The following is an 18,062-nucleotide window of genomic DNA, read 5'->3' on the forward strand; positions in this document are numbered from 1 at the left end:
TGTCAAGTGATTATTTTCAGAAGCTTTCGAAGAATTCTTCAACAACTTCAACCACTTGCGCTTCCGATCTCTCGTTAGCGGGAGGCGAATTCTACAGCGTTACACGCTGCTGTCAACACCTCTTTTTCTCCGCTTTCGACCGAGAAGATCGAACCGTTAAAAGAGCCAAACGTCACCGCTCTTCCAACTCCTTCCAGGCTTCGATGAACTGAAGCAACCCGCTATCGAAAACCGTATAACTCATTGAATCTCAAGGAGTTTTCCGTTTCGACTGCGCCGGAAGTGGGGCGAATTATAGACGTCTGGAATCTGCCGTCAACCGTTAATTTCGCTTTTCTTGCAGAATCTGTTTCTTAGCCAATAAACGCGGGATTCGACGAGCAACAGGAGGAATACGCAGCAACAGAAGCAGACCGCCTATAAAGGCATAGATCGCCCATTCCTTGAGATCAGCCCGAACGATCCACAGCATATGCAGCAATCCCAGCCCCAAAATCACGTACACCAGCCGATGTAACTTCTTCCAGCGAACACCCAACCGGCGCTGACTGTAGCGATTGGACGTCACCGCCAATGCCAACAACCCTAGGAAACCCAGCGCTCCGACAATAATGTACGGCCGCTTACGCAGCTCTACCCCTAGTTGGGACCAATCGAACCCCAGAATAAATGCCATGTAGCTACATAGATGTACAACCACATAGGCAAAACACCAAAGTCCCAACTGCCGACGGACTGCGATCCACCCCGCCCAACCGGTCAGCTTCTGTAGAGGGGTCATGCTCAACGTGATCAGCAACAGCACCAACGTACCGAGTCCCAACCGATCAACCAGCACCTTGCCCGGATCCGGGCCGAGAAAATCGGCAAAAGCCTGATAAAACCAAAGCAACGGCCAAATCGCCGCCGCTATAAAAACGCCTACACGCCAGAACGGAAATCGCATCAATAATTCTTCCGCAGATCGAGCCCTGTATATAAAGAAGCGACTTCATCCGAGTAGCCGTTGAACATCTGGGTATCGCGCACATTCGGCTTGAACAGACTGTTCGGTAACCGGCGCTCCCGTGCTTGCGTCCAACGCGGGTGATCAACCGTAGGGTTCACGTTCGCATAAAACCCGTATTCATCCGCCGCAATACTCTGCCATGTCGTCTTCGGCTGCTCGCTGACCAGACTAATCCGTACGATGGATTTGACGCTCTTGAAGCCATATTTCCATGGCACCACCAAACGCAGCGGCGCGCCGTTCTGATTAGGCAATTCGCGGCCATACATGCCCACCGCCAGAATCGCCAAAGGATTCATCGCCTCATCCAGGCGCAAGCCTTCTACATAAGGCCACTCGATCAAGGCAAAGCCAGAGCGCTGCCCCGGCATGCTTTTGGGATCCTGCAGTGTCTCGAAACGGATGTACTTGGCTTTGGAGGTCGGCTCGACCTGTTTGAGCAGCGCCGAAATAGGAAAGCCGATCCACGGAATAACCATCGACCACGCTTCAACACAGCGCAGGCGGTAGATGCGCTCCTCCAACTGATACGGTTTCATGAAGTCTTCCAGCGCATACCGCCCTGGCTTACCCACCTCCCCATCTACCACCACACTCCAAGGTTCGGTTTTCAGCGAACCGGCATTCGCTGCCGGATCACCCTTATCTGTGCCGAACTCATAGAAGTTGTTGTAGTGGGTTGCGTCTTTATAAGGCGTGATTGCCTCATCCTTGACGTTGACCGCCCCCCATTTGGTAGAGGAGAGCTTCTCGGTAAGCCAGGCAGGCGCTTTACCCGCCTCGACATCAGCATAGCGAGCAGCTTCGTCGGCCCTTGCCCAGCGCGGCAGGCTGCTGACGGCGATACCGGCAGCAGTGGCCCCCAATAATTGGCGGCGAGAGAGATAAATGGCTTCAGGCGTGACATCCGACTCGTGGCAATCGGACGCTTTGGGGACTTTGATCAACATGGCAACTCCGCAGCTTTGGAGGACAGATGCACCCATAGACTGCGGAGTATGCGGGAAATTACATCACTCGGCTTTTTTGTGCCGACGAAGATGCAACAGGTACTGCACAGGGCCAGAAGCGGCGTAGGCGAGGAACACCAGCAGCAGAATGCGCGGCGGATCGCTGAAGACCACGGCGAACACCAGCACCACCGCAAGGATCGCCACGAACGGTACGCGGCCCTTCAGGTCCAGCTCCTTAAAGCTGTTGTACTTGATGTTGCTGACCATCAGCATGCCGGCGGCCGCCACCATCAACGCGACCAGGAACGACATCTTCGAACCCTGAATGCCGTAATCGCTGAATGCCCAGACAATCCCTGCCACCACACCAGCAGCCGCCGGACTGGCCAGACCGATGAAATAGCGCTTGTCCGCAGTGCCAACCTGAGTGTTGAAGCGCGCCAGACGCAACGCCGCACCCGCCACATAGATGAAGGCGACCATCCAGCCGACCTTGCCCATGTCACCCAGTGCCCAACCGAAGGCCAGTAACGCCGGGGCGACACCAAAGGCGACCATGTCGGACAGCGAGTCATACTCGGCGCCGAACGCACTTTGCGTATTGGTCATGCGCGCCACTCGACCGTCGAGACCGTCGAGCACCATGGCGACGAAAATCGCGATCGCGGCGAAGGCGAAATACTTGCTCGCGTTCGCCGAGTCCCCGGCGCTCAACGCAGCCTGGGCGCTCATCGAGTTGATGATGGAATAGAACCCTGCGAACAGGTTCGCAGTGGTGAACAGATTCGGCAGCAGATAGATACCACGATGCCGGACTTTACGACCTTCTGCGTCGTGCCCTTCTTCGATGTGTTCATCGATGGGCAGCAGGCTTTCGGCGTCAGAAGCCTTGCTCGGCTCTTCGGGACGTTCGCTCATGGACATTACCTTGCAACGGTTTGAAGAAATTTCGACAGATGCTTGAGGACGACAGTTCGGCCACAAACGATGCAGCTTTATACCAGAACCACCGACGCAAACGAAAAAACGCGGCCGAGGCCGCGTTTTTCGTACAAGGGACGACTTAGTTTTTGGCTTTGTCGACGATCTTGTTGGCACCGATCCACGGCATCATGGAGCGCAGTTGCTCGCCGATGATTTCGATACCGTGAGCGGCGTTGTTACGACGCTTGGCGGTCATCGAAGGGTAGCCGGTTGCGCCTTCGCTGATGAACATTTTGGCGTATTCGCCGTCCTGAATACGTTTCAGGGCGTTGCGCATGGCCTGACGGGATTCGGCGTTGATCACTTCAGGACCGGTCACGTACTCGCCGTATTCAGCGTTGTTGGAGATCGAGTAGTTCATGTTGGCGATACCGCCTTCGTACATGAGGTCAACGATCAGCTTCAGTTCGTGCAGGCACTCGAAGTAGGCCATTTCCGGCGCGTAGCCAGCTTCAACCAAGGTTTCGAACCCGGCTTTGACCAGCTCAACGGTACCGCCGCACAGAACGGCTTGTTCGCCGAACAGGTCGGTTTCAGTCTCGTCCTTGAAGGTGGTTTCGATGATGCCGGTACGACCGCCGCCAACACCGGCAGCATAGGACAGTGCAACGTTTTTGGCGTTGCCCGATGCGTCCTGGTAGATCGCGATCAGGTCGGGGATACCGCCACCCTTCACGAACTCGGAACGCACGGTGTGGCCCGGGGCTTTCGGCGCGATCATGATCACGTCGAGGTCGGCACGCGGAACAACCTGGTTGTAGTGGATCGCGAAGCCGTGGGAGAAGGCCAGGGTGGCGCCTTTCTTGATGTTCGGCTCGATTTCGTTCTTGTACAGCGAGGACTGGAACTCGTCCGGGGTCAGGATCATGACCAGGTCGGCCGCAGCAACCGCGGAAGCAACGTCGGTCACTTTCAGGCCGTGAGCTTCGGCTTTGGCAACGGTGGCCGAACCTTTACGCAGACCAACGGTAACGTCGACACCGGAGTCTTTCAGGTTGCACGCCTGGGCGTGGCCCTGGGAACCATAACCGATGATGGCAACTTTCTTGCCCTGGATGATCGACAGGTCGCAGTCTTTATCGTAGAAAACTTTCATGAATTTCCCCTATATATCCAGGCCGTTCAGGCCATTCGCTAATTGGTTTAGATGCTGAGTACTTTGTCGCCGCGGGCAATGCCGGTCACGCCGCTACGGACGGTTTCCAGAATCGATGCGGTGCCGATGGACTGAATGAAGCTGTCGAGCTTGTCGCTGGTACCGGTCAATTGAACGGTATACACGCTGGCGCTGACATCGACGATCTGTCCACGGTAAATATCGGTAGTGCGTTTGATCTCGGCGCGCTGCGCGCCAGTGGCCTTGACCTTGACCAGCATCAGTTCGCGCTCGATGTGAGCACTTTCCGAGAGGTCCACCAGCTTGACCACTTCGATCAGCTTGTTCAGGTTTTTGGTGATCTGCTCGATGACTTCATCGTGTCCAACGGTGGTCAGCGTCAGACGCGACAGGGTCGGGTCTTCGGTCGGGGCCACGGTCAGGCTTTCGATGTTGTAGTTGCGCTGCGAGAACAGGCCGACTACGCGAGACAAAGCGCCGGGTTCGTTTTCCAGAAGCAAGGAAATAATGTGCCGCATGATTAAGTACGCTCCGTCTTGCTCAGCCACATATCGCGCATCGAGCCGTCTTTGATCTGCATCGGGTAGACGTGCTCGCTGGTGTCGACCGAAATATCGATCACGACCAGGCGATCCTTCATGGCGAACGCTTCCTCCATCTTCGACTTCAAATCTTTCGAATCGGTGATGCGCACGCCAACGTGGCCATAGGCTTCAGCCAACTTGACGAAGTCAGGCAGCGATTCCATGTACGAGTGCGAGTGACGGCTGCCGTAGCTCATGTCCTGCCATTGACGCACCATCCCCAGAACACCGTTGTTCAGGATGACGATTTTCACTGGCAAGCCATATTGCAGGCAGGTCGACAGTTCCTGGATGTTCATCTGGATACTGCCTTCACCGGTGACGCAGGCAACGTCGTCATCCGGGAAGCTCAACTTGATACCCATGGCCGCCGGGAAACCGAAGCCCATGGTGCCCAGGCCACCGGAGTTTATCCAGCGGTTAGGCTTGTTGAACGTGTAGTACTGCGCAGCGAACATTTGGTGCTGACCCACGTCGGAGGTGATAAAGGCATCGCCCTTAGTCACTTCGCACAGGGTTTCGATCACGGTCTGCGGCTTGATCTTGCTGCCGTCGCCCTTGTCGTAAGGGAACAGGCCGCGATCACCGCGCCACTCATCAACCTGCTTCCACCAACTGGCCACGGACTCCTTGTTGGGGGTCTCGCCGATTTCCTTGAGGATCGCGACCATTTCGGTCAGGACGCTCTCGACAGGGCCAACGATTGGCACGTCAGCCTTGATGGTCTTGGAGATCGAAGCCGGGTCGATGTCGATGTGAATGATCTTGGCGTTCGGGCAGAACTTTGCCGGGCCGTTGATCACGCGATCGTCGAAACGCGCACCGACCGCCAGGATCACGTCAGCGTGGTGCATCGCCAGGTTGGCGGTGTAGCTGCCGTGCATGCCGAGCATGCCGATGAACTGACGATCAGTACCCGGGAAACCGCCCAGGCCCATCAACGTATTGGTCACGGGCAGATTGAGCATTTTCGCCAGTTCGGTCAGCGGTGCGGAACCGTTGCCCAGAATCACGCCGCCGCCGGAGTACAACACAGGGCGCTTGGCCGCCAGGAGCATTTCTGCCGCCTTGCGGATTTGCCCGGAGTGACCGCGAACGGCGGGGCTGTAGGAACGCAGCTTGGCTTTCTTCGGGAAGATGTATTCGAACTTCTCGGCCGGGTTGGTCATGTCTTTCGGGATATCGACCACGACCGGGCCCGGACGACCGGATTGCGCCAGGTAGAAGGCCTTCTTCATGACTTCCGGGATTTCCGAAGCGTGCTTGATCATGAAGCTGTGCTTCACGATCGGCCGGGAGATACCGATCATGTCGGTTTCCTGGAACGCATCGGTGCCGACCATGGTGCTTGGCACCTGACCGGAAATGATCACCATTGGAATCGAATCCATATAGGCCGTGGCGATACCGGTGATGGCGTTTGTGGCGCCTGGACCGGAAGTCACCAATACCACACCGGCTTTACCGGTGGCACGGGCGTAGCCGTCAGCCATATGGGTCGCCGCTTGTTCGTGACGAACCAGGATGTGGGTCACTTCCGGTTCTTTGAACAGGGCATCGTAAACATGCAGGAGAGCACCACCCGGGTACCCGTAGATATATTTGACGCCTTCGTCACGCAAGAAGCGGACGAGCATCTCACCGCCAGATAAAAGCTCCACGTTGTTCACCTCTAAAACGCCAGAATACCGCCCACGAAAAATGGGACGGGTCTTAATAGGTTTACTTCTCGGCAGAGCATGAGCGACGGTGGTCGCTGACTACGTCAGCACTGACTGAGCAAGTATTGGGATCGTCCCAAGTGTTGCGGGCCTTTCCCACCCAGCGCGAGGTAACGCGTTGCGGGTGTAACAGGTCGGCGCGGATGTGCGCCTCATGATCTACCGAGTGGGTCTGCTTCTGGCAGTCCCTCTACAGCGGACTTTGGATTCTTCTGTTTCGCCCTCTCCAAGTCAAGTCGTCTATGTGGTTAATTGTGGGTAAGCACATGAGAACGCAAGAAAAAACCTGAAAACAGCTACTCTGTTAGCGTCAATTGCGCAATTTTGCCAAGGAATCAGCATGCGAATGCTTCTGTTAACCCTACTGATCGGCCTCAGCCCGTGGTGCATGGCCGCTCAAATCTACAAATGGGTCGACGCCCAAGGTGTCACACACTTCGACGCGCAGCCACCACAGGGCCAGCCGTCCACCATCGTGCAGCCCCCCTCCTCGCCTGCGCCGAAACCTGCGGTTACGCCGGGCAGTGGTGTACTGGGGGATCAGAAGGCCATCGATAGCAAGATCAAGAAACAAGTCGCCGATCAACAAGCGCAACTCAAGGCGTTTTGCGAGCAGGCACGCACGAACCTGGCGCAATTGCAGAACAATCCGCGTTTGCGTGAGGAAGTGGAGGGAGAAACGCGTCGGCTAGACGATGCACAACGACAAGAGCGCATCGTCGAAGCGCAGAAGCAGATAGCACAGAATTGTGAATAGATACCTGTAGGACCTGCCGCAGGCTGCGATCTCTTGATCTTTGCTTTCAAGAACAAGATCAAAAGATCGCAGCCTGCGCCAGCTCCTGCATGGGATCGGCGCTAGCGCGAAGCGGTAATCAGCAGGTCGAACTCTTTGAGCAGGACCTGCAGTTGCCGATCCTTGCCCTGCAAATTGCGCTGAGCGAAGACCATTTCCGCCATTTCCTGAATGCCCGAGGCGTTCGGCAGCGGCAGATCCTGCTCGAGGATCATCTTCATCCGCGGCAGGAAGATCCATTGCAGCCACTGCTCGAAATCGAGCGTGTCGACCGAAAACGGCTCGACACTGCTCAAAGCCTCAACAGACGGCGAGACTTCATCCCACCATCCCTGCGTACGCAGCTCACGTTCGATCAGCAGCAACTGATCGGCGATTTTCGGGAACCGAACATCCATCACAGCGAAACCTTGGCCTTCTGACGGGCCTGAGCAGCGCCAGCGGAATCACCCTGTTTCTCACGGGATTGGGCGATGATTTCCCACAGGTTGGCTTGCAGGTCTGGACGACCGTTGGCCATGGTCAGGGCACGACGGGCGAACTGTTCGGCTTGCGGCGCATCGCCTTGGGCCATACGCACCTGCGCCAGGCGATAAAGCACTTGCGGCTCACGCGGGGCAACACGCTGCGCACGCTCCAGGCTGGAAGACGCACCATTGAGATCGCCACCGGCCTGTTGCTGTTGGGCGGTGGTCAGCAAGGCGAGTACCGGACCATCCAGTTGCTCGTCTGCCGACAGACCGCCGCCACTGCTGGCCGAAGGAATGCCGCTTGGCGTCGAAGGCATGCTGTAGCTGCCGGAATTGACCGGTGCCGACTGAACCGACGACGGGTTGTACGGCCCCGACGTAATACCGCCGGACGCCGGGCCCGGAACGATCGGCGCAGCGCTGATCGGTGCCGATGTTGTCGCACCGCCACCCGGCACCATCACCACGACACCCGTGTCGCCTTGTGGAATGGCTTGAGTCTGAGCCTGCACAGGACGCTTGACCGTGGTTTGGCGGAAGCCGCCATTGGCGGAAATACGTTCACTGTTGGACACGGCCGTGCCCGAATCGACTACCGGGATCGAACCACGCTGTACGGTAGAGCAGCCGCTGAGCAAAGCCACGGCGGTCACCGCTGGAATCAACCACTTGTTCACTTGAAACCCTCTTTGCTTAATTCATCCAGCCCTTGACCCAATCCATCACCGACTCGCCAGACGCAGGCGTTTCGCCTGCACATGCAGCGCCGGGTGGTGGTTCGCTGCCGCGAATATACGGCATCTGCACCGCCCCCGGGCAGTTGGCATCAGAGCCTTGCCCGGTACGCGAATCAACCCACGCCTGCACGACGTTGTCCGGCTGCGGCATGTCCAGCGGCAGCGGATCGGCCTTGCGCATGAAACTGGTCCAGACCTGCAACGCACCGGTGGCCCCGGTGAACGGTGTCTTGCCGTTGTCATCGCGACCCAGCCAGACCACCGCCAGCAAGTCCTGACTGAAACCGGCGAACCAGCTGTCACGCGAGTCGTTACTGGTACCGGTCTTGCCGGCCAGCGTCAGGGTTTTCGGCAGCACGTTATAAACCGAACTGCCGGTACCTTCGCGCATCACGCGCTGCATGGCGTTCTGGATCAGGTAGATGGACGCCGGATCGAAACGTTGCTCGATCTGGAACGGATACCGTTTGAGCGGCTCACCTTCGGCGGTCAGTACGCTGCGAATCCCGCGCATCGGCGTATTGAAACCACCGTTGGCGAGGGTCTGGTACATGGTCGCCACTTCGATCGGGGTCATGCCGCCGGCACCCAGCAACATCGACGGAAATGCCGGAAATTCACGGGTCACGCCCAGACGCCCGAGCGTCTTGAGGACATTCGGTACGCCCACCTCAAGACCCAGACGCGAGGTCGACAGGTTGTAGGAATGCGCCAGGCCCTGATAGAGGAAGACTGTGCCGTGGGAACGACGATCATAGTTCTGTGGTTTCCACACCTGACCGTTCGCACCTTTGACCGACAACGGATCATCCGACAACCAACTGGTCAGGGTGTATTGGCTCGGTTTTTCCAGCGCAGTGAGATACACCGCTGGCTTGATCAACGAGCCGATCGGCCGCACCGCATCCAGCGCGCGGTTGAAACCGGCATAACTCGCCTGTCGGCTGCCGATCATCGCCTGGACTTCGCCGGTTTCCGGATTGGTCACGACCATCGCCGCTTCAACGTCATCGGAGCCTTTGCGCCCGGACAGACGTTTAAAGGTGTCGTTGACCGACGCTTCGGCTTTCATCTGCAGGATCGGGTCGAAACTGGTGAAGATCCGCAGACCTTCTTCGGTCAAGTCTTCGTCGCGATAGTCTTCGCGCAACTGGCGTTTGACCAGATCGATAAAGCCCGGGAAGGAGCTGTCGGCCAGTTTGCCGCGAGTGGTCACGCCCAGTGGCATTTTCTTCGCTGCTTCGACCTGCTCCGCAGTTGCCACGCCTTGTTGCTCAAGCACGTCGAGCACCAGATTACGACGCTCAAGTGCACGCTCGGGGTTGCGACGCGGGTTGTAATAGGACGGGCCTTTGACCATGCCCACCAGCATCGCGACCTGATGCAATTTCAGTTCGGACAGAGGCTGGCCGAAGAAGAACTGACTGGCCAGACCGAAACCGTGCACCGCGCGCTGACCGTCCTGACCGACGAAGACTTCGTTGAGGTAGGCCTCAAGAATTTCTTTCTTGTCGTAATGCAACTCCAGCAACAGCGCCATCATCGCTTCGGTGAGCTTGCGGGTCAGGCTACGTTCATTGGTCAGGTAGAAGTTTTTCACCAACTGCTGAGTCAGCGTACTGCCGCCCTGAGTCATCTTGCCGCCCGAAGTATTGACCCAGATGGCGCGGGCAATCGACTTCGGCGACACGCCCCAATGGCTATAGAAGTCGCGGTCTTCGACAGCGACCAGAGTTTCCAGCAGGTATGGAGGCACCTGATCGAGCTTGATCAGAATGCGGTCTTCGAGATTCTTCGGATAAATCCCGCCGATCATCAGCGGTTCAAGTCGAACCACCGACAGTTTCGAGCCGTTGGTAGCCGACAACTCGGCGACGTAATCGCCCGAGAAGCGCACGCGCACCGGTTGCGGTTTCTCCAGGCCTTCATAGAACTGGAAGCCACGGGTATTCAGATCGACGGTATTGCCGCTGACCGCTGCGGCACCCGGGCCGTTGCTCACGGCTTCGCGGCGATAGCCGAGGGCGTCGAGTTCGGTGAGAAAATCGTCCTTGCTGAGCTTTTGTCCGACGAACAGCTCGAGCGGGCGCGCGTATACCTTGGCCGGGATGGTCCAGCGCTTGCCGGAGAACTTCTCCTGCACCACGGCATCGAGGTAAACGGCGAAGCCGGCCAGCACCACAAGGCCGACCAGGCTGAGTTTAATGGCCCAGCCCAACCACGGGCGCAGGCCCTTGGCAGGTGGTTTTTTCTTGGTACGGGGGGATCGAGTTCGAGTCATGGCGGCGGATTATACGCACTTTATTCATACTCAACAGGAGCGCTCCGAGGTTTGCGTAGCGCTGGCGAGCGGCCATAATGGCGACCTCGATTTCCCCCCAGTCTCTGAAGGATCGCCCGTGAGCCAATCACTGATCGTTGCCCTGCAAAACCCGGCCCTCTACCCGCACCCTGTTGAAGGGTTTCAGGTCATCGAAACCCATATCTCCTGGGTGATCCTCACCGGGCCCTTCGCTTACAAAGTGAAGAAGCCGGTTAATTTCGGCTTCCTCGACTTCACCCATCTCGAACAACGCGAGCATTTCTGCGGTGAAGAGCTGCGTTTGAACCAGCGCCTGACCGAAGATTTGTATCTGGAAGTGTTGCCGGTCACCGGTAGCGTCGAGGCACCGCAACTGGGCGGCGATGGCCCGGCCATCGAATACGTGCTGAAAATGCGTCAGTTCCCACAGACCGGTTTGCTCAGCACCCTGCAAGCCAACGGCGAGCTGACCACTCAGCATATCGACGAAATGGCTGAACAGATCGCCAAGTTCCACCTCACCGCGCCGAAAGTCCCAGCCGAGCACGACGCTGGCACCCCGGACAGCGTGATGGCACCGGTGTCGCAAAACTTCGAACAGATCCTGCCGTTCCTCAGCGACAAAAACGATCTGCTGCAACTCGAGGCTCTGAAAGCCTGGGCCGAAAGCAGCTTCGAGCGCCTAAAGCCGCTGTTCGCTCAGCGCAAGGCCGAAGGTTTTACCCGCGAATGCCACGGTGACATCCACCTGGGCAACGCCACCGTCATCGACGGCAAAGTGGTGATTTTCGACTGCATCGAATTCAACGAACCGTTCCGCTTCACCGACGTCTGGGCCGACACTGGCTTCCTGGCGATGGACCTTGAAGACCGCGGTCTGAAATCGCTCGCTCGTCGCTTCGTCAGCCAATACCTGGAGTTGACCGGCGACTATCAAGGCCTGGAAGTGCTGAACTTCTATAAAGCCTATCGCGCCCTGGTTCGTGCCAAGGTTGCACTGTTCAGCATGCCGGCAGACGCGACTCCGGTGCAACGCGCCACCACCCTGCGCCAGTACCGCAACTACGCCAACTTGGCGGAAAGCTACAGCACCATTCCTTCGCGCTTCATGGCCATCACCCACGGCGTTTCCGCTGTCGGCAAGAGCCACGTGGCCATGCGTCTGGTCGAAGCACTGGGCGCGATTCGTCTGCGCTCGGACGTTGAACGCAAGCGTCTGTTCGGCGAGCAAACCGTCGCCAATGATGTGCAGGCCGGCATTTATAGCGCCGACGCCAGCACCAAGACCTACGCGCGCCTGCATGAAATCGCTGAAGTCATCCTGCACGCCGGTTTCCCGGTGGTCATTGATGCGACCTATCTGAAGCGTGAACAACGCGACAGCGCGGCAAAAATCGCTGAAGCCACGGGTACGCCGTTCCTGATCCTCGACTGCAATGCTCCGCAAGCGGTGATCGAGAGCTGGCTGGCGATTCGTCAGGCCGACAAACAGGATCCGTCCGACGCTACGTTGGCTGTGATTGAAGCGCAACAGGCCAATCGCGAAGCGCTGACGCCGGAGGAGATTCTGCGCAGCAAACGCGTGCAGACCAATGAATCCGGCACGCTGGACACTGTCGTGGCGCAGATCCGCCAACGCCTGCCAGGCCTGTAAGAAACTATTTCGGCCGTGAAGCCCTCGCTTGCTTCACGGCCGCCAAATAGTGGCACTATACTGGCGTCATAAAACCAACGGTGATATGACATGAGCCAGCCAAAACTTCTCGATTCCCCGCTGTATGCCCTGCTGCACAAAGATGACATCACAGGTTTCAACAAGGAACGCCCGCAGGATGGCCCGATCGATATGGTCGGTGGCGACTTCCGTGGCCTCGACCTGCGTGAACTGAATGCCGATGGCGTGGATTTCCGGGACGCGTACTTCCGTTCTGCCGATTTGCGTGGCATCGACTTCCGTAACGCATCGCTGGAGGGCGCAAGCCTCGCCCATGCGCAGATTTCGGGGGCTTACTTCCCGCCAGAGCTCAGCGCTGACGAGATTTTGATGTCGATGAATTTCGGAACGCGTCTGCGTTATCGCACTCGCTGATATCTCTGACACCACACCCCACCCTGTGGGAGCGAGCCTGCTCGCGAAGACGGAGTGTCAGTTACCCTGATCGTGAAAGTAAGACCGCTTTCGCGAGCAGGCTCGCTCCCACATTTGATATTTGTTTGCCCCCTTCTTTCTGCGTTCGCAGGTCTTTCACCCCCTCCGGTTGTCGTTTCTTAGAAGCGTTTGCGTTGAATCCGACCAAACAACCACGCTTTTCCTACTGATGGCTACACTCCTGAGAAGCTCGCCCACGCACCATTCGGCCGTCGCAAGGAGGCTTGATGAATGATGAACTGCAACACCTGAAGAATCTTGGCAAGACGTCGGCGCAATGGCTGCATGCCGTGGGCATCCACAGCGCCTCCGACTTGCGTCGCCTGGGTGCGGTCGACGCCTACAGGGCCGTGCGTACCCGCGGGTTTCGTGCATCAAAGGTGTTGTTATATGCGATCGAAGGCGCGTTGATGGATGTGCATTGGAATGACATCCCTGCAGAGCGCAAGGACGCCTTGAACAAACAACTCGACGCTATTTCCTCACGTCACAAGAATTGAACGGGCACTGACCGCCATGTACCTGCTTGGGGAACAATCGGCTTTTGCCGACGCACTGATCAACCGTTTGCAGAACTTGCCTGCGCAATGGCTGGAAGGGCTTGCACAGTGCGGGCCGGCGCTTGAGCTGGAAATAACTGATGACTTGCTGGCGCCGTTGCCTGCCGATCAGGTGTTTCTGCTGACCGAAGGCGTGATCAGCGGCTACATCGGCGCACGGCCACTGTTTTATTGGCAGGAAGGCGATTTGATCGGCCTTCAGCGGGGCGACGCCTGGACCGATTGCCGTTTGTGCAGTGACGGGCCGCTACGCCTGCAGCCCTATCGTCGCAGTGACGTGTTCCAGCATTTGTTTGCCGACACCCATCGTGCGGATCAATTTGTCGAGTATCTGCTCGGACAAATGGCGATTCTCGTCCACGCTGTGGCCGAACTCAAACCGCGAGAGTTTCGCAGTACCAACGGTTTCAAACGGGTTGAAGCGGGTGAGGTGCTGATTCAGCAAGGCGATGCCGCCGATCACGTATTTGTGATCATCGATGGGCATGCCGAAGCCTTTGTCGATGGGCACAAGGTCGGTGAAGTGCCCAAGGATGAGATTTTCGGCGCCATGGCGGTGTTCACCGGCGAGCCACGCAATGCCACGGTGATTGCCCGTGAAGCGAGCACGGTGATGCTGATTCCAGGTGATCAGTTTTTGAGCATGACCCGCAGCAATCCGAAGATCGCCCACAGCCTGATCGAGAGCATGGCGCGGCGCATCAGCCAGCTCAACGGACAGATCACCCAACTGACTGCGGCCAAAGGTCAGCTTTAAGTCCCCGTTTTCCGGGGCATTCCCGCCATATTGGCGATTAATTCAAGCAAATGAAAAAACAGTGGTTGACTCGGTAATGAGAATCGCTATGATTATCACAACTGATCGCGAGATCAGTCGATATTCTGAAAAGCCCTTGGTTCGGACTCTCAGATTATCTCCTCATCAGGCTAATCACGGTTATTTGACCCGGTTTTTACCGGGTCTTTTTTTGCCTGTGGAAAAGTCATTGGCCGAACTGTTTGCGCATCTGCTCGCAATAATCCTGTTTCGGCTTGGCAGGTGTGTACCAGGCGTAGTCGGCCATCGCCGTGCTGACCTCATCGCCCAGCTCTGCCAGCATCAGCACTGTGGGTGACTGAGTCGCGCCCAAATCCACTGCATGCAGCGGCACTCCAACATCCTTGCGCGCATGCCATGCACCGGCCAGCAACAACGAGGGTGTGGGGGCTGCCAACAGACGTTCGGCCATGCGCCGATCACGCTGTTGCTGAACCGCCAACATCGCTGGCATCTGCGATTCCGGCAGCAGGCCACAGTGGGAATCACTGATCTGCCCCAGCAAAACGGTTTTCACCGATTCAGCAGTGCTGCGCGGGCCATTCAAGACCGGCGGACTGCGATAGAAGGCGCGGATTTCGCTGTTATCCAGATTGGCTGCCAGCAGCGGATAAGGCTGAGCGAGGGCGAAGCGAACGATCGGTCCATAGAGTTTCCAGTCCCAACCGTCCTGCCAGGCCAGCGCACCGGGGAGGTCGCTAAGCGGAGAAGCCGAACGGCGTAGCGCATCAACCTTCGGCTGCTGATCCGGCGTGAGCATTTCCAGTAACAGACTGCCCTGCGCTCGCCGCTCGCCGAGAGACTGCAAAAGCCATAACTGCGTGGCGTGGTGATCGGCGTTGTCATGCTGCTCGCCTATGATGACTCGCTGCGGTTCAGCAAGGCGCGCCAACAGTTGTTGCGCCGTCAGCACCTCACCGCTGTGCAGATCAAGAATCTCGCCACTGACCGGCGGCGGAACGGCCACATGCTGACACCCCGCAAGCCACAACACCGTCAATAACCACAGCCAACGCATGCAATCACCTCGACGAGAAAATCAGCGGGCGATGATCAGCGGATGCCCACGCTCCGGGTGCGGCTGCACCAATACTTCAAGACCGAAAACCGCTTTAAGCGTATCCGGTTGCAACACCTGCTGCGGTGTATCCAGCGCTACCGGTCGCCCGCCCTCAAGCAGCAACACCCGATCACAATAGCGCGCCGCCAGATTCAGATCATGCAGGATGACCATCACCGCCGCGCCGCGATCGGCAAACTCGCGCACGGCCTGCAAGGTTGTGTGCTGATGCAGCGGATCAAGCATCGAGGTCGGCTCATCCAGCAGCAGCGTTTTCCCGGCCTGCCCCGGCCAGAGTTGTGCCAGCACCCGCGCCAGATGCACGCGCTGGCGTTCGCCGCCGGACAGCGCCAGATAGCTGCGCCCGCTCAGATGCCCGGCATCCGCCGCCGCCAATGCTGCGGCGACAATCTCGTCATCACGTACCCGACCGCTTTGATACGGCAGACGGCCCATGCCAACCACTTCTTCAACGCGAAAGGCGAAATCCAGCGTTGAAACCTGCGGTAACACGGCCAATCGCTGGGCGCGTTGCGTGCCCGTCCAGTGCGCCAGCGACTGACCATCAAGCGAGACCTCGCCCTCACTCGCCAGCAACTCACCGCACAAAGCGCCGAGCAAGGTGCTTTTACCGGCGCCATTGGGGCCCAGCACACCGAGGACTTCGCCGGATTCGAGTTGCAGGGTGACGTCGCTGAGCACAGTCTTGCGGCCACGACGGATATGCAGATTGTGCGCACGCAACATCAGGCACGCCCTCGCAGCAGCAGATAAAGGAAGAACGGCGCGCCAATAAACGCCGTGACGATACCGATCGGCAACTCCGCGGGAGCCAGCGCCAGACGCGCTACCAGGTCGGCCAGCAATAACAAGCTCGCCCCGGCCAGCACCGAAGCCGGCAACAACACGCGATGGTCGGGACCGGCGAGCAAACGCACCAGATGCGGCACCACCAGCCCGACAAATCCGATCATCCCTGCCGCTGCCACCGCCGCACCGACACCCAAGGCGGTACAGAACACCAACTCACGCTTGAGCCGCTCGACATCAATGCCCAGATGCCCGGCCTCCGACTCACCGAGCAGCAAGGCATTCAGCGCTTTCGCCCGACGCGGCAACCACAGCGCAACGCCGGCACTGATAATCAGCAACGGCCACAACCGCGCATAACTGGCGCCATTGAGACTGCCCAGGTTCCAGAACGTCAGCGTACGCAGGGTCGCGTCGTCCGCCAGATAGGTGAACAGCCCGACCGCCGAACTGGCCAGCGCGGTCAGTGCGATCCCCGCCAGCAACATGGTCGCGACATGGGTTTGCCCGTTGCGCCGGCCAAGGCGATACACCAGCGCCGTCACCCCGAGCCCACCGAGAAACGCACACACCGACAACAGATAAGGCCCGAACCACTCCGGCAAACCGCCAAAAAAAGAGCCGCCGACAATCGCTATGGCCGCGCCCAACGCCGCGCCACTGGAAACCCCGACCAGCCCCGGATCCGCCAGCGGGTTACGAAACAGTCCCTGCATCGCCACGCCCGACAGGGCCAGCACGCCGCCGACCGCCAGCCCGAGCAACGTTCGCGGCAGACGAATCTGCCCGAGAATCAGCTCAGCCTGCTCCAGGCCTTCCGGCGCCAGCGGCACGCCGATCAGGCGCAACGCCGCGCGCAGGGTATCGAACAACGGCAAACTGACCGGGCCAAGCGCCAAGGAGAACCAGACACTGATCAAGCACAATAACCCCAAGCCAATGAGCAACTCACGTGGTTTCAGTATGGGGATCATGTAGAGACACGGCCTAATTAGTTTTTTTGCGAAATAGAAATTGAACGAAGAGCGTTTTCAGCAGCGGCGCCATCCTAGGCCAACGAGCCACCTGAGGCGGCTGAAAGTTTGAACCCTGCCGGCCATTGCCTGCAATGACGATTTAAAATGGACCGGCACTCCTCGTGAACGACTGCCACCGAAACGCCAATCTGCCCCCAATGACACAACGTAAAACAACAATCGTTATGACAAAAAGCTGAGTGCTATTGACTGGAACAAGCCGCCGAGAAAAGGTAGGACCGCACCAAAGCGCACAATCAGTACAGCTCTTTTTGACGAGTCATTTGAAGGACGTAAAGTAATTAGCCAATCTGTCAATTTGCTTGTCGTCAATATCTTTCATGATCCTGTTCATCACAGTCCCCTGTAAAGAACCGGTTTTATAGCCATTCAATGTGAATACCAAAAAATCCTTTGAGCGTCCCGACAACGGTGGAATATTGCCCACCGCGCTCCCTCGCCCTTCTACTCCATGGCAGTTTACACAACCATTGGCAGCCATGACTCCTACCAGATCGTCACCAGCTAACGCGATGTTAGTAGCTAACAAAAAAGACGTTATAGTAAATACGAGCGAAAGCCTCATTAATTCCCTTCCTTGAAATAAACGGCAGCACCAATCTATGCATCAATGTTTTGGTAGTTAGAAAGCACAACCTGCCCGAGCAAGGCAGCCCTTTGCTTCACCTTCCCATGGACAGCGTAATACTTCAAATTATCTTGACTAAAACGAAACGCGTCAAGACAACCAAGTCGCTCAAACATCCTCACTAAGACTTTTGCGTCTGAAAAAACCTCTACTAAACCCCCTCACACGTGCATTGATAGCTATGCAAATCAACCATCCAACGGACGGAATCAATACACACTCCGTTACAGACTGTCACTTGCCCATTTGAAGCACTGAGGATATAAGCGCGATATTCAACTAACCCTAACAGCGCTGAGCCCTAGTTGAAAACCATTTACAACAACGC

General features: G+C 57.6%; 18 protein-coding genes. 5 read left to right on the forward strand and 13 right to left on the reverse strand.

Annotated features, from left to right (window positions below):
- Positions 1-322: 322 nt before the first annotated feature.
- The 6 genes from msrQ to CKW18_RS13545 all read right to left on the reverse strand — a co-directional run bounded on the left by msrQ (position 323) and on the right by CKW18_RS13545 (position 6,308).
- The gene (msrQ, locus tag CKW18_RS13520; RefSeq protein WP_095189258.1) at positions 323-946 is read right to left on the reverse strand and encodes a protein-methionine-sulfoxide reductase heme-binding subunit MsrQ; all 624 of its coding nucleotides are present in this window, start codon (positions 944-946) and stop codon (positions 323-325) included.
- A complete protein-coding gene (gene msrP / locus CKW18_RS13525; protein WP_095189259.1) occupies positions 946-1,959 on the reverse strand; it encodes a protein-methionine-sulfoxide reductase catalytic subunit MsrP in 1,014 nt (337 codons plus the stop codon). The genes msrQ and msrP overlap by 1 nt, the downstream gene beginning before the upstream one ends.
- A gap of 63 nt (positions 1,960-2,022) precedes the next feature.
- On the reverse strand, positions 2,023-2,880 hold the full coding sequence (gene pssA / locus CKW18_RS13530) for a CDP-diacylglycerol--serine O-phosphatidyltransferase (protein WP_095189260.1): 858 nt from the start codon (positions 2,878-2,880) through the stop codon (positions 2,023-2,025).
- A gap of 145 nt (positions 2,881-3,025) precedes the next feature.
- On the reverse strand, positions 3,026-4,042 hold the full coding sequence (gene ilvC / locus CKW18_RS13535) for a ketol-acid reductoisomerase (RefSeq protein WP_003228216.1): 1,017 nt from the start codon (positions 4,040-4,042) through the stop codon (positions 3,026-3,028).
- Positions 4,043-4,089: 47 nt separating this feature from the next.
- Positions 4,090-4,581 carry an acetolactate synthase small subunit gene (gene ilvN, locus CKW18_RS13540; RefSeq protein ID WP_003176102.1) on the reverse strand — a complete coding sequence of 164 codons (492 nt, stop codon included), beginning with the start codon at positions 4,579-4,581 and terminating at the stop codon, positions 4,090-4,092.
- Positions 4,582-4,583: 2 nt separating this feature from the next.
- Positions 4,584-6,308 carry an acetolactate synthase 3 large subunit gene (locus CKW18_RS13545; protein ID WP_095189343.1) on the reverse strand — a complete coding sequence of 575 codons (1,725 nt, stop codon included), beginning with the start codon at positions 6,306-6,308 and terminating at the stop codon, positions 4,584-4,586.
- A gap of 400 nt (positions 6,309-6,708) precedes the next feature.
- On the opposite strand from CKW18_RS13545, the gene CKW18_RS13550 reads away from it, so the two are divergent.
- Positions 6,709-7,125: a DUF4124 domain-containing protein gene (locus tag CKW18_RS13550; protein WP_095189261.1), complete on the forward strand. Its 417-nt coding sequence runs from the start codon at positions 6,709-6,711 to the stop codon at positions 7,123-7,125.
- Between the two features lie 101 nt (positions 7,126-7,226).
- On the opposite strand, the gene CKW18_RS13555 is transcribed toward CKW18_RS13550, so the two are convergent.
- Genes CKW18_RS13555 through mrcB form a run of 3 tightly spaced genes read right to left on the reverse strand, consistent with a single transcriptional unit; the run spans position 7,227 to position 10,652 of the window.
- On the reverse strand, positions 7,227-7,562 hold the full coding sequence (locus tag CKW18_RS13555) for a YqcC family protein (protein WP_095189262.1): 336 nt from the start codon (positions 7,560-7,562) through the stop codon (positions 7,227-7,229).
- On the reverse strand, positions 7,562-8,311 hold the full coding sequence (locus tag CKW18_RS13560) for a M48 family metallopeptidase (protein WP_095189263.1): 750 nt from the start codon (positions 8,309-8,311) through the stop codon (positions 7,562-7,564). Before CKW18_RS13560 ends, CKW18_RS13555 begins: the two co-directional genes overlap by 1 nt.
- A gap of 16 nt (positions 8,312-8,327) precedes the next feature.
- Positions 8,328-10,652 carry a penicillin-binding protein 1B gene (mrcB, locus tag CKW18_RS13565; protein ID WP_095189264.1) on the reverse strand — a complete coding sequence of 775 codons (2,325 nt, stop codon included), beginning with the start codon at positions 10,650-10,652 and terminating at the stop codon, positions 8,328-8,330.
- A 118-nt stretch (positions 10,653-10,770) separates the two neighbouring features.
- Between mrcB and CKW18_RS13570 the strand changes: the two genes are divergently transcribed.
- The 4 genes from CKW18_RS13570 (at position 10,771) to CKW18_RS13585 (ending at position 14,139) form a co-directional block, all read left to right on the forward strand.
- Complete coding sequence (locus CKW18_RS13570) at positions 10,771-12,327, forward strand: bifunctional aminoglycoside phosphotransferase/ATP-binding protein (RefSeq protein WP_095189265.1); 1,557 nt, start codon at positions 10,771-10,773, stop codon at positions 12,325-12,327.
- Positions 12,328-12,417: 90 nt separating this feature from the next.
- Positions 12,418-12,762, forward strand: a complete 345-nt coding sequence (locus CKW18_RS13575; RefSeq protein WP_095189266.1) for a pentapeptide repeat-containing protein — start codon at positions 12,418-12,420, stop codon at positions 12,760-12,762.
- A gap of 287 nt (positions 12,763-13,049) precedes the next feature.
- Positions 13,050-13,322, forward strand: coding sequence for a TfoX/Sxy family protein (locus tag CKW18_RS13580; RefSeq protein WP_064392505.1), 273 nt, complete (start codon positions 13,050-13,052; stop codon positions 13,320-13,322).
- 16 nt (positions 13,323-13,338) lie between these two features.
- On the forward strand, positions 13,339-14,139 hold the full coding sequence (locus tag CKW18_RS13585) for a Crp/Fnr family transcriptional regulator (protein WP_095189267.1): 801 nt from the start codon (positions 13,339-13,341) through the stop codon (positions 14,137-14,139).
- 226 nt (positions 14,140-14,365) lie between these two features.
- Here the strand turns inward: CKW18_RS13585 and CKW18_RS13590 are convergent, their stop codons facing one another.
- From CKW18_RS13590 to CKW18_RS13605, 4 genes are all read right to left on the reverse strand, one after another.
- Complete coding sequence (locus CKW18_RS13590) at positions 14,366-15,217, reverse strand: ChaN family lipoprotein (RefSeq protein ID WP_095189268.1); 852 nt, start codon at positions 15,215-15,217, stop codon at positions 14,366-14,368.
- Positions 15,218-15,238: 21 nt separating this feature from the next.
- Entirely contained in the window at positions 15,239-16,006 is a 768-nt protein-coding gene (locus tag CKW18_RS13595; RefSeq protein ID WP_095189269.1) for a heme ABC transporter ATP-binding protein, read from the reverse strand.
- Positions 16,006-17,043, reverse strand: coding sequence for an iron ABC transporter permease (locus CKW18_RS13600; protein ID WP_095189270.1), 1,038 nt, complete (start codon positions 17,041-17,043; stop codon positions 16,006-16,008). The genes CKW18_RS13595 and CKW18_RS13600 overlap by 1 nt, the downstream gene beginning before the upstream one ends.
- 322 nt (positions 17,044-17,365) lie before the next feature.
- A complete protein-coding gene (locus CKW18_RS13605) occupies positions 17,366-17,671 on the reverse strand; it encodes a c-type cytochrome (RefSeq protein ID WP_095189271.1) in 306 nt (101 codons plus the stop codon).
- Positions 17,672-18,062: the final 391 nt, after the last annotated feature.

Origin of the sequence: Pseudomonas sp. Irchel 3E19, assembly GCF_900187585.1 — a bacterium.
GTDB classification, from domain to species: domain Bacteria; phylum Pseudomonadota; class Gammaproteobacteria; order Pseudomonadales; family Pseudomonadaceae; genus Aquipseudomonas; species Aquipseudomonas baetica.

What these genes read in the sequence shown, in the direction of transcription:
- msrQ (WP_095189258.1), bottom strand. Translation starts at nt 946, where the DNA reads ATGCGATTTCCGTTCTGGCGTGTAGGCGTTTTTATAGCGGCGGCGATT.
- msrP (WP_095189259.1), bottom strand. Translation starts at nt 1,959, where the DNA reads ATGTTGATCAAAGTCCCCAAAGCGTCCGATTGCCACGAGTCGGATGTC.
- pssA (WP_095189260.1), bottom strand. Translation starts at nt 2,880, where the DNA reads ATGAGCGAACGTCCCGAAGAGCCGAGCAAGGCTTCTGACGCCGAAAGC.
- ilvC (WP_003228216.1), bottom strand. Translation starts at nt 4,042, where the DNA reads ATGAAAGTTTTCTACGATAAAGACTGCGACCTGTCGATCATCCAGGGC.
- ilvN (WP_003176102.1), bottom strand. Translation starts at nt 4,581, where the DNA reads ATGCGGCACATTATTTCCTTGCTTCTGGAAAACGAACCCGGCGCTTTG.
- CKW18_RS13550 (WP_095189261.1), top strand. Translation starts at nt 6,709, where the DNA reads ATGCGAATGCTTCTGTTAACCCTACTGATCGGCCTCAGCCCGTGGTGC.
- CKW18_RS13555 (WP_095189262.1), bottom strand. Translation starts at nt 7,562, where the DNA reads ATGGATGTTCGGTTCCCGAAAATCGCCGATCAGTTGCTGCTGATCGAA.
- mrcB (WP_095189264.1), bottom strand. Translation starts at nt 10,652, where the DNA reads ATGACTCGAACTCGATCCCCCCGTACCAAGAAAAAACCACCTGCCAAG.
- CKW18_RS13575 (WP_095189266.1), top strand. Translation starts at nt 12,418, where the DNA reads ATGAGCCAGCCAAAACTTCTCGATTCCCCGCTGTATGCCCTGCTGCAC.
- CKW18_RS13580 (WP_064392505.1), top strand. Translation starts at nt 13,050, where the DNA reads ATGAATGATGAACTGCAACACCTGAAGAATCTTGGCAAGACGTCGGCG.
- CKW18_RS13585 (WP_095189267.1), top strand. Translation starts at nt 13,339, where the DNA reads ATGTACCTGCTTGGGGAACAATCGGCTTTTGCCGACGCACTGATCAAC.
- CKW18_RS13590 (WP_095189268.1), bottom strand. Translation starts at nt 15,217, where the DNA reads ATGCGTTGGCTGTGGTTATTGACGGTGTTGTGGCTTGCGGGGTGTCAG.
- CKW18_RS13595 (WP_095189269.1), bottom strand. Translation starts at nt 16,006, where the DNA reads ATGTTGCGTGCGCACAATCTGCATATCCGTCGTGGCCGCAAGACTGTG.
- CKW18_RS13600 (WP_095189270.1), bottom strand. Translation starts at nt 17,043, where the DNA reads ATGATCCCCATACTGAAACCACGTGAGTTGCTCATTGGCTTGGGGTTA.
- CKW18_RS13605 (WP_095189271.1), bottom strand. Translation starts at nt 17,671, where the DNA reads ATGAGGCTTTCGCTCGTATTTACTATAACGTCTTTTTTGTTAGCTACT.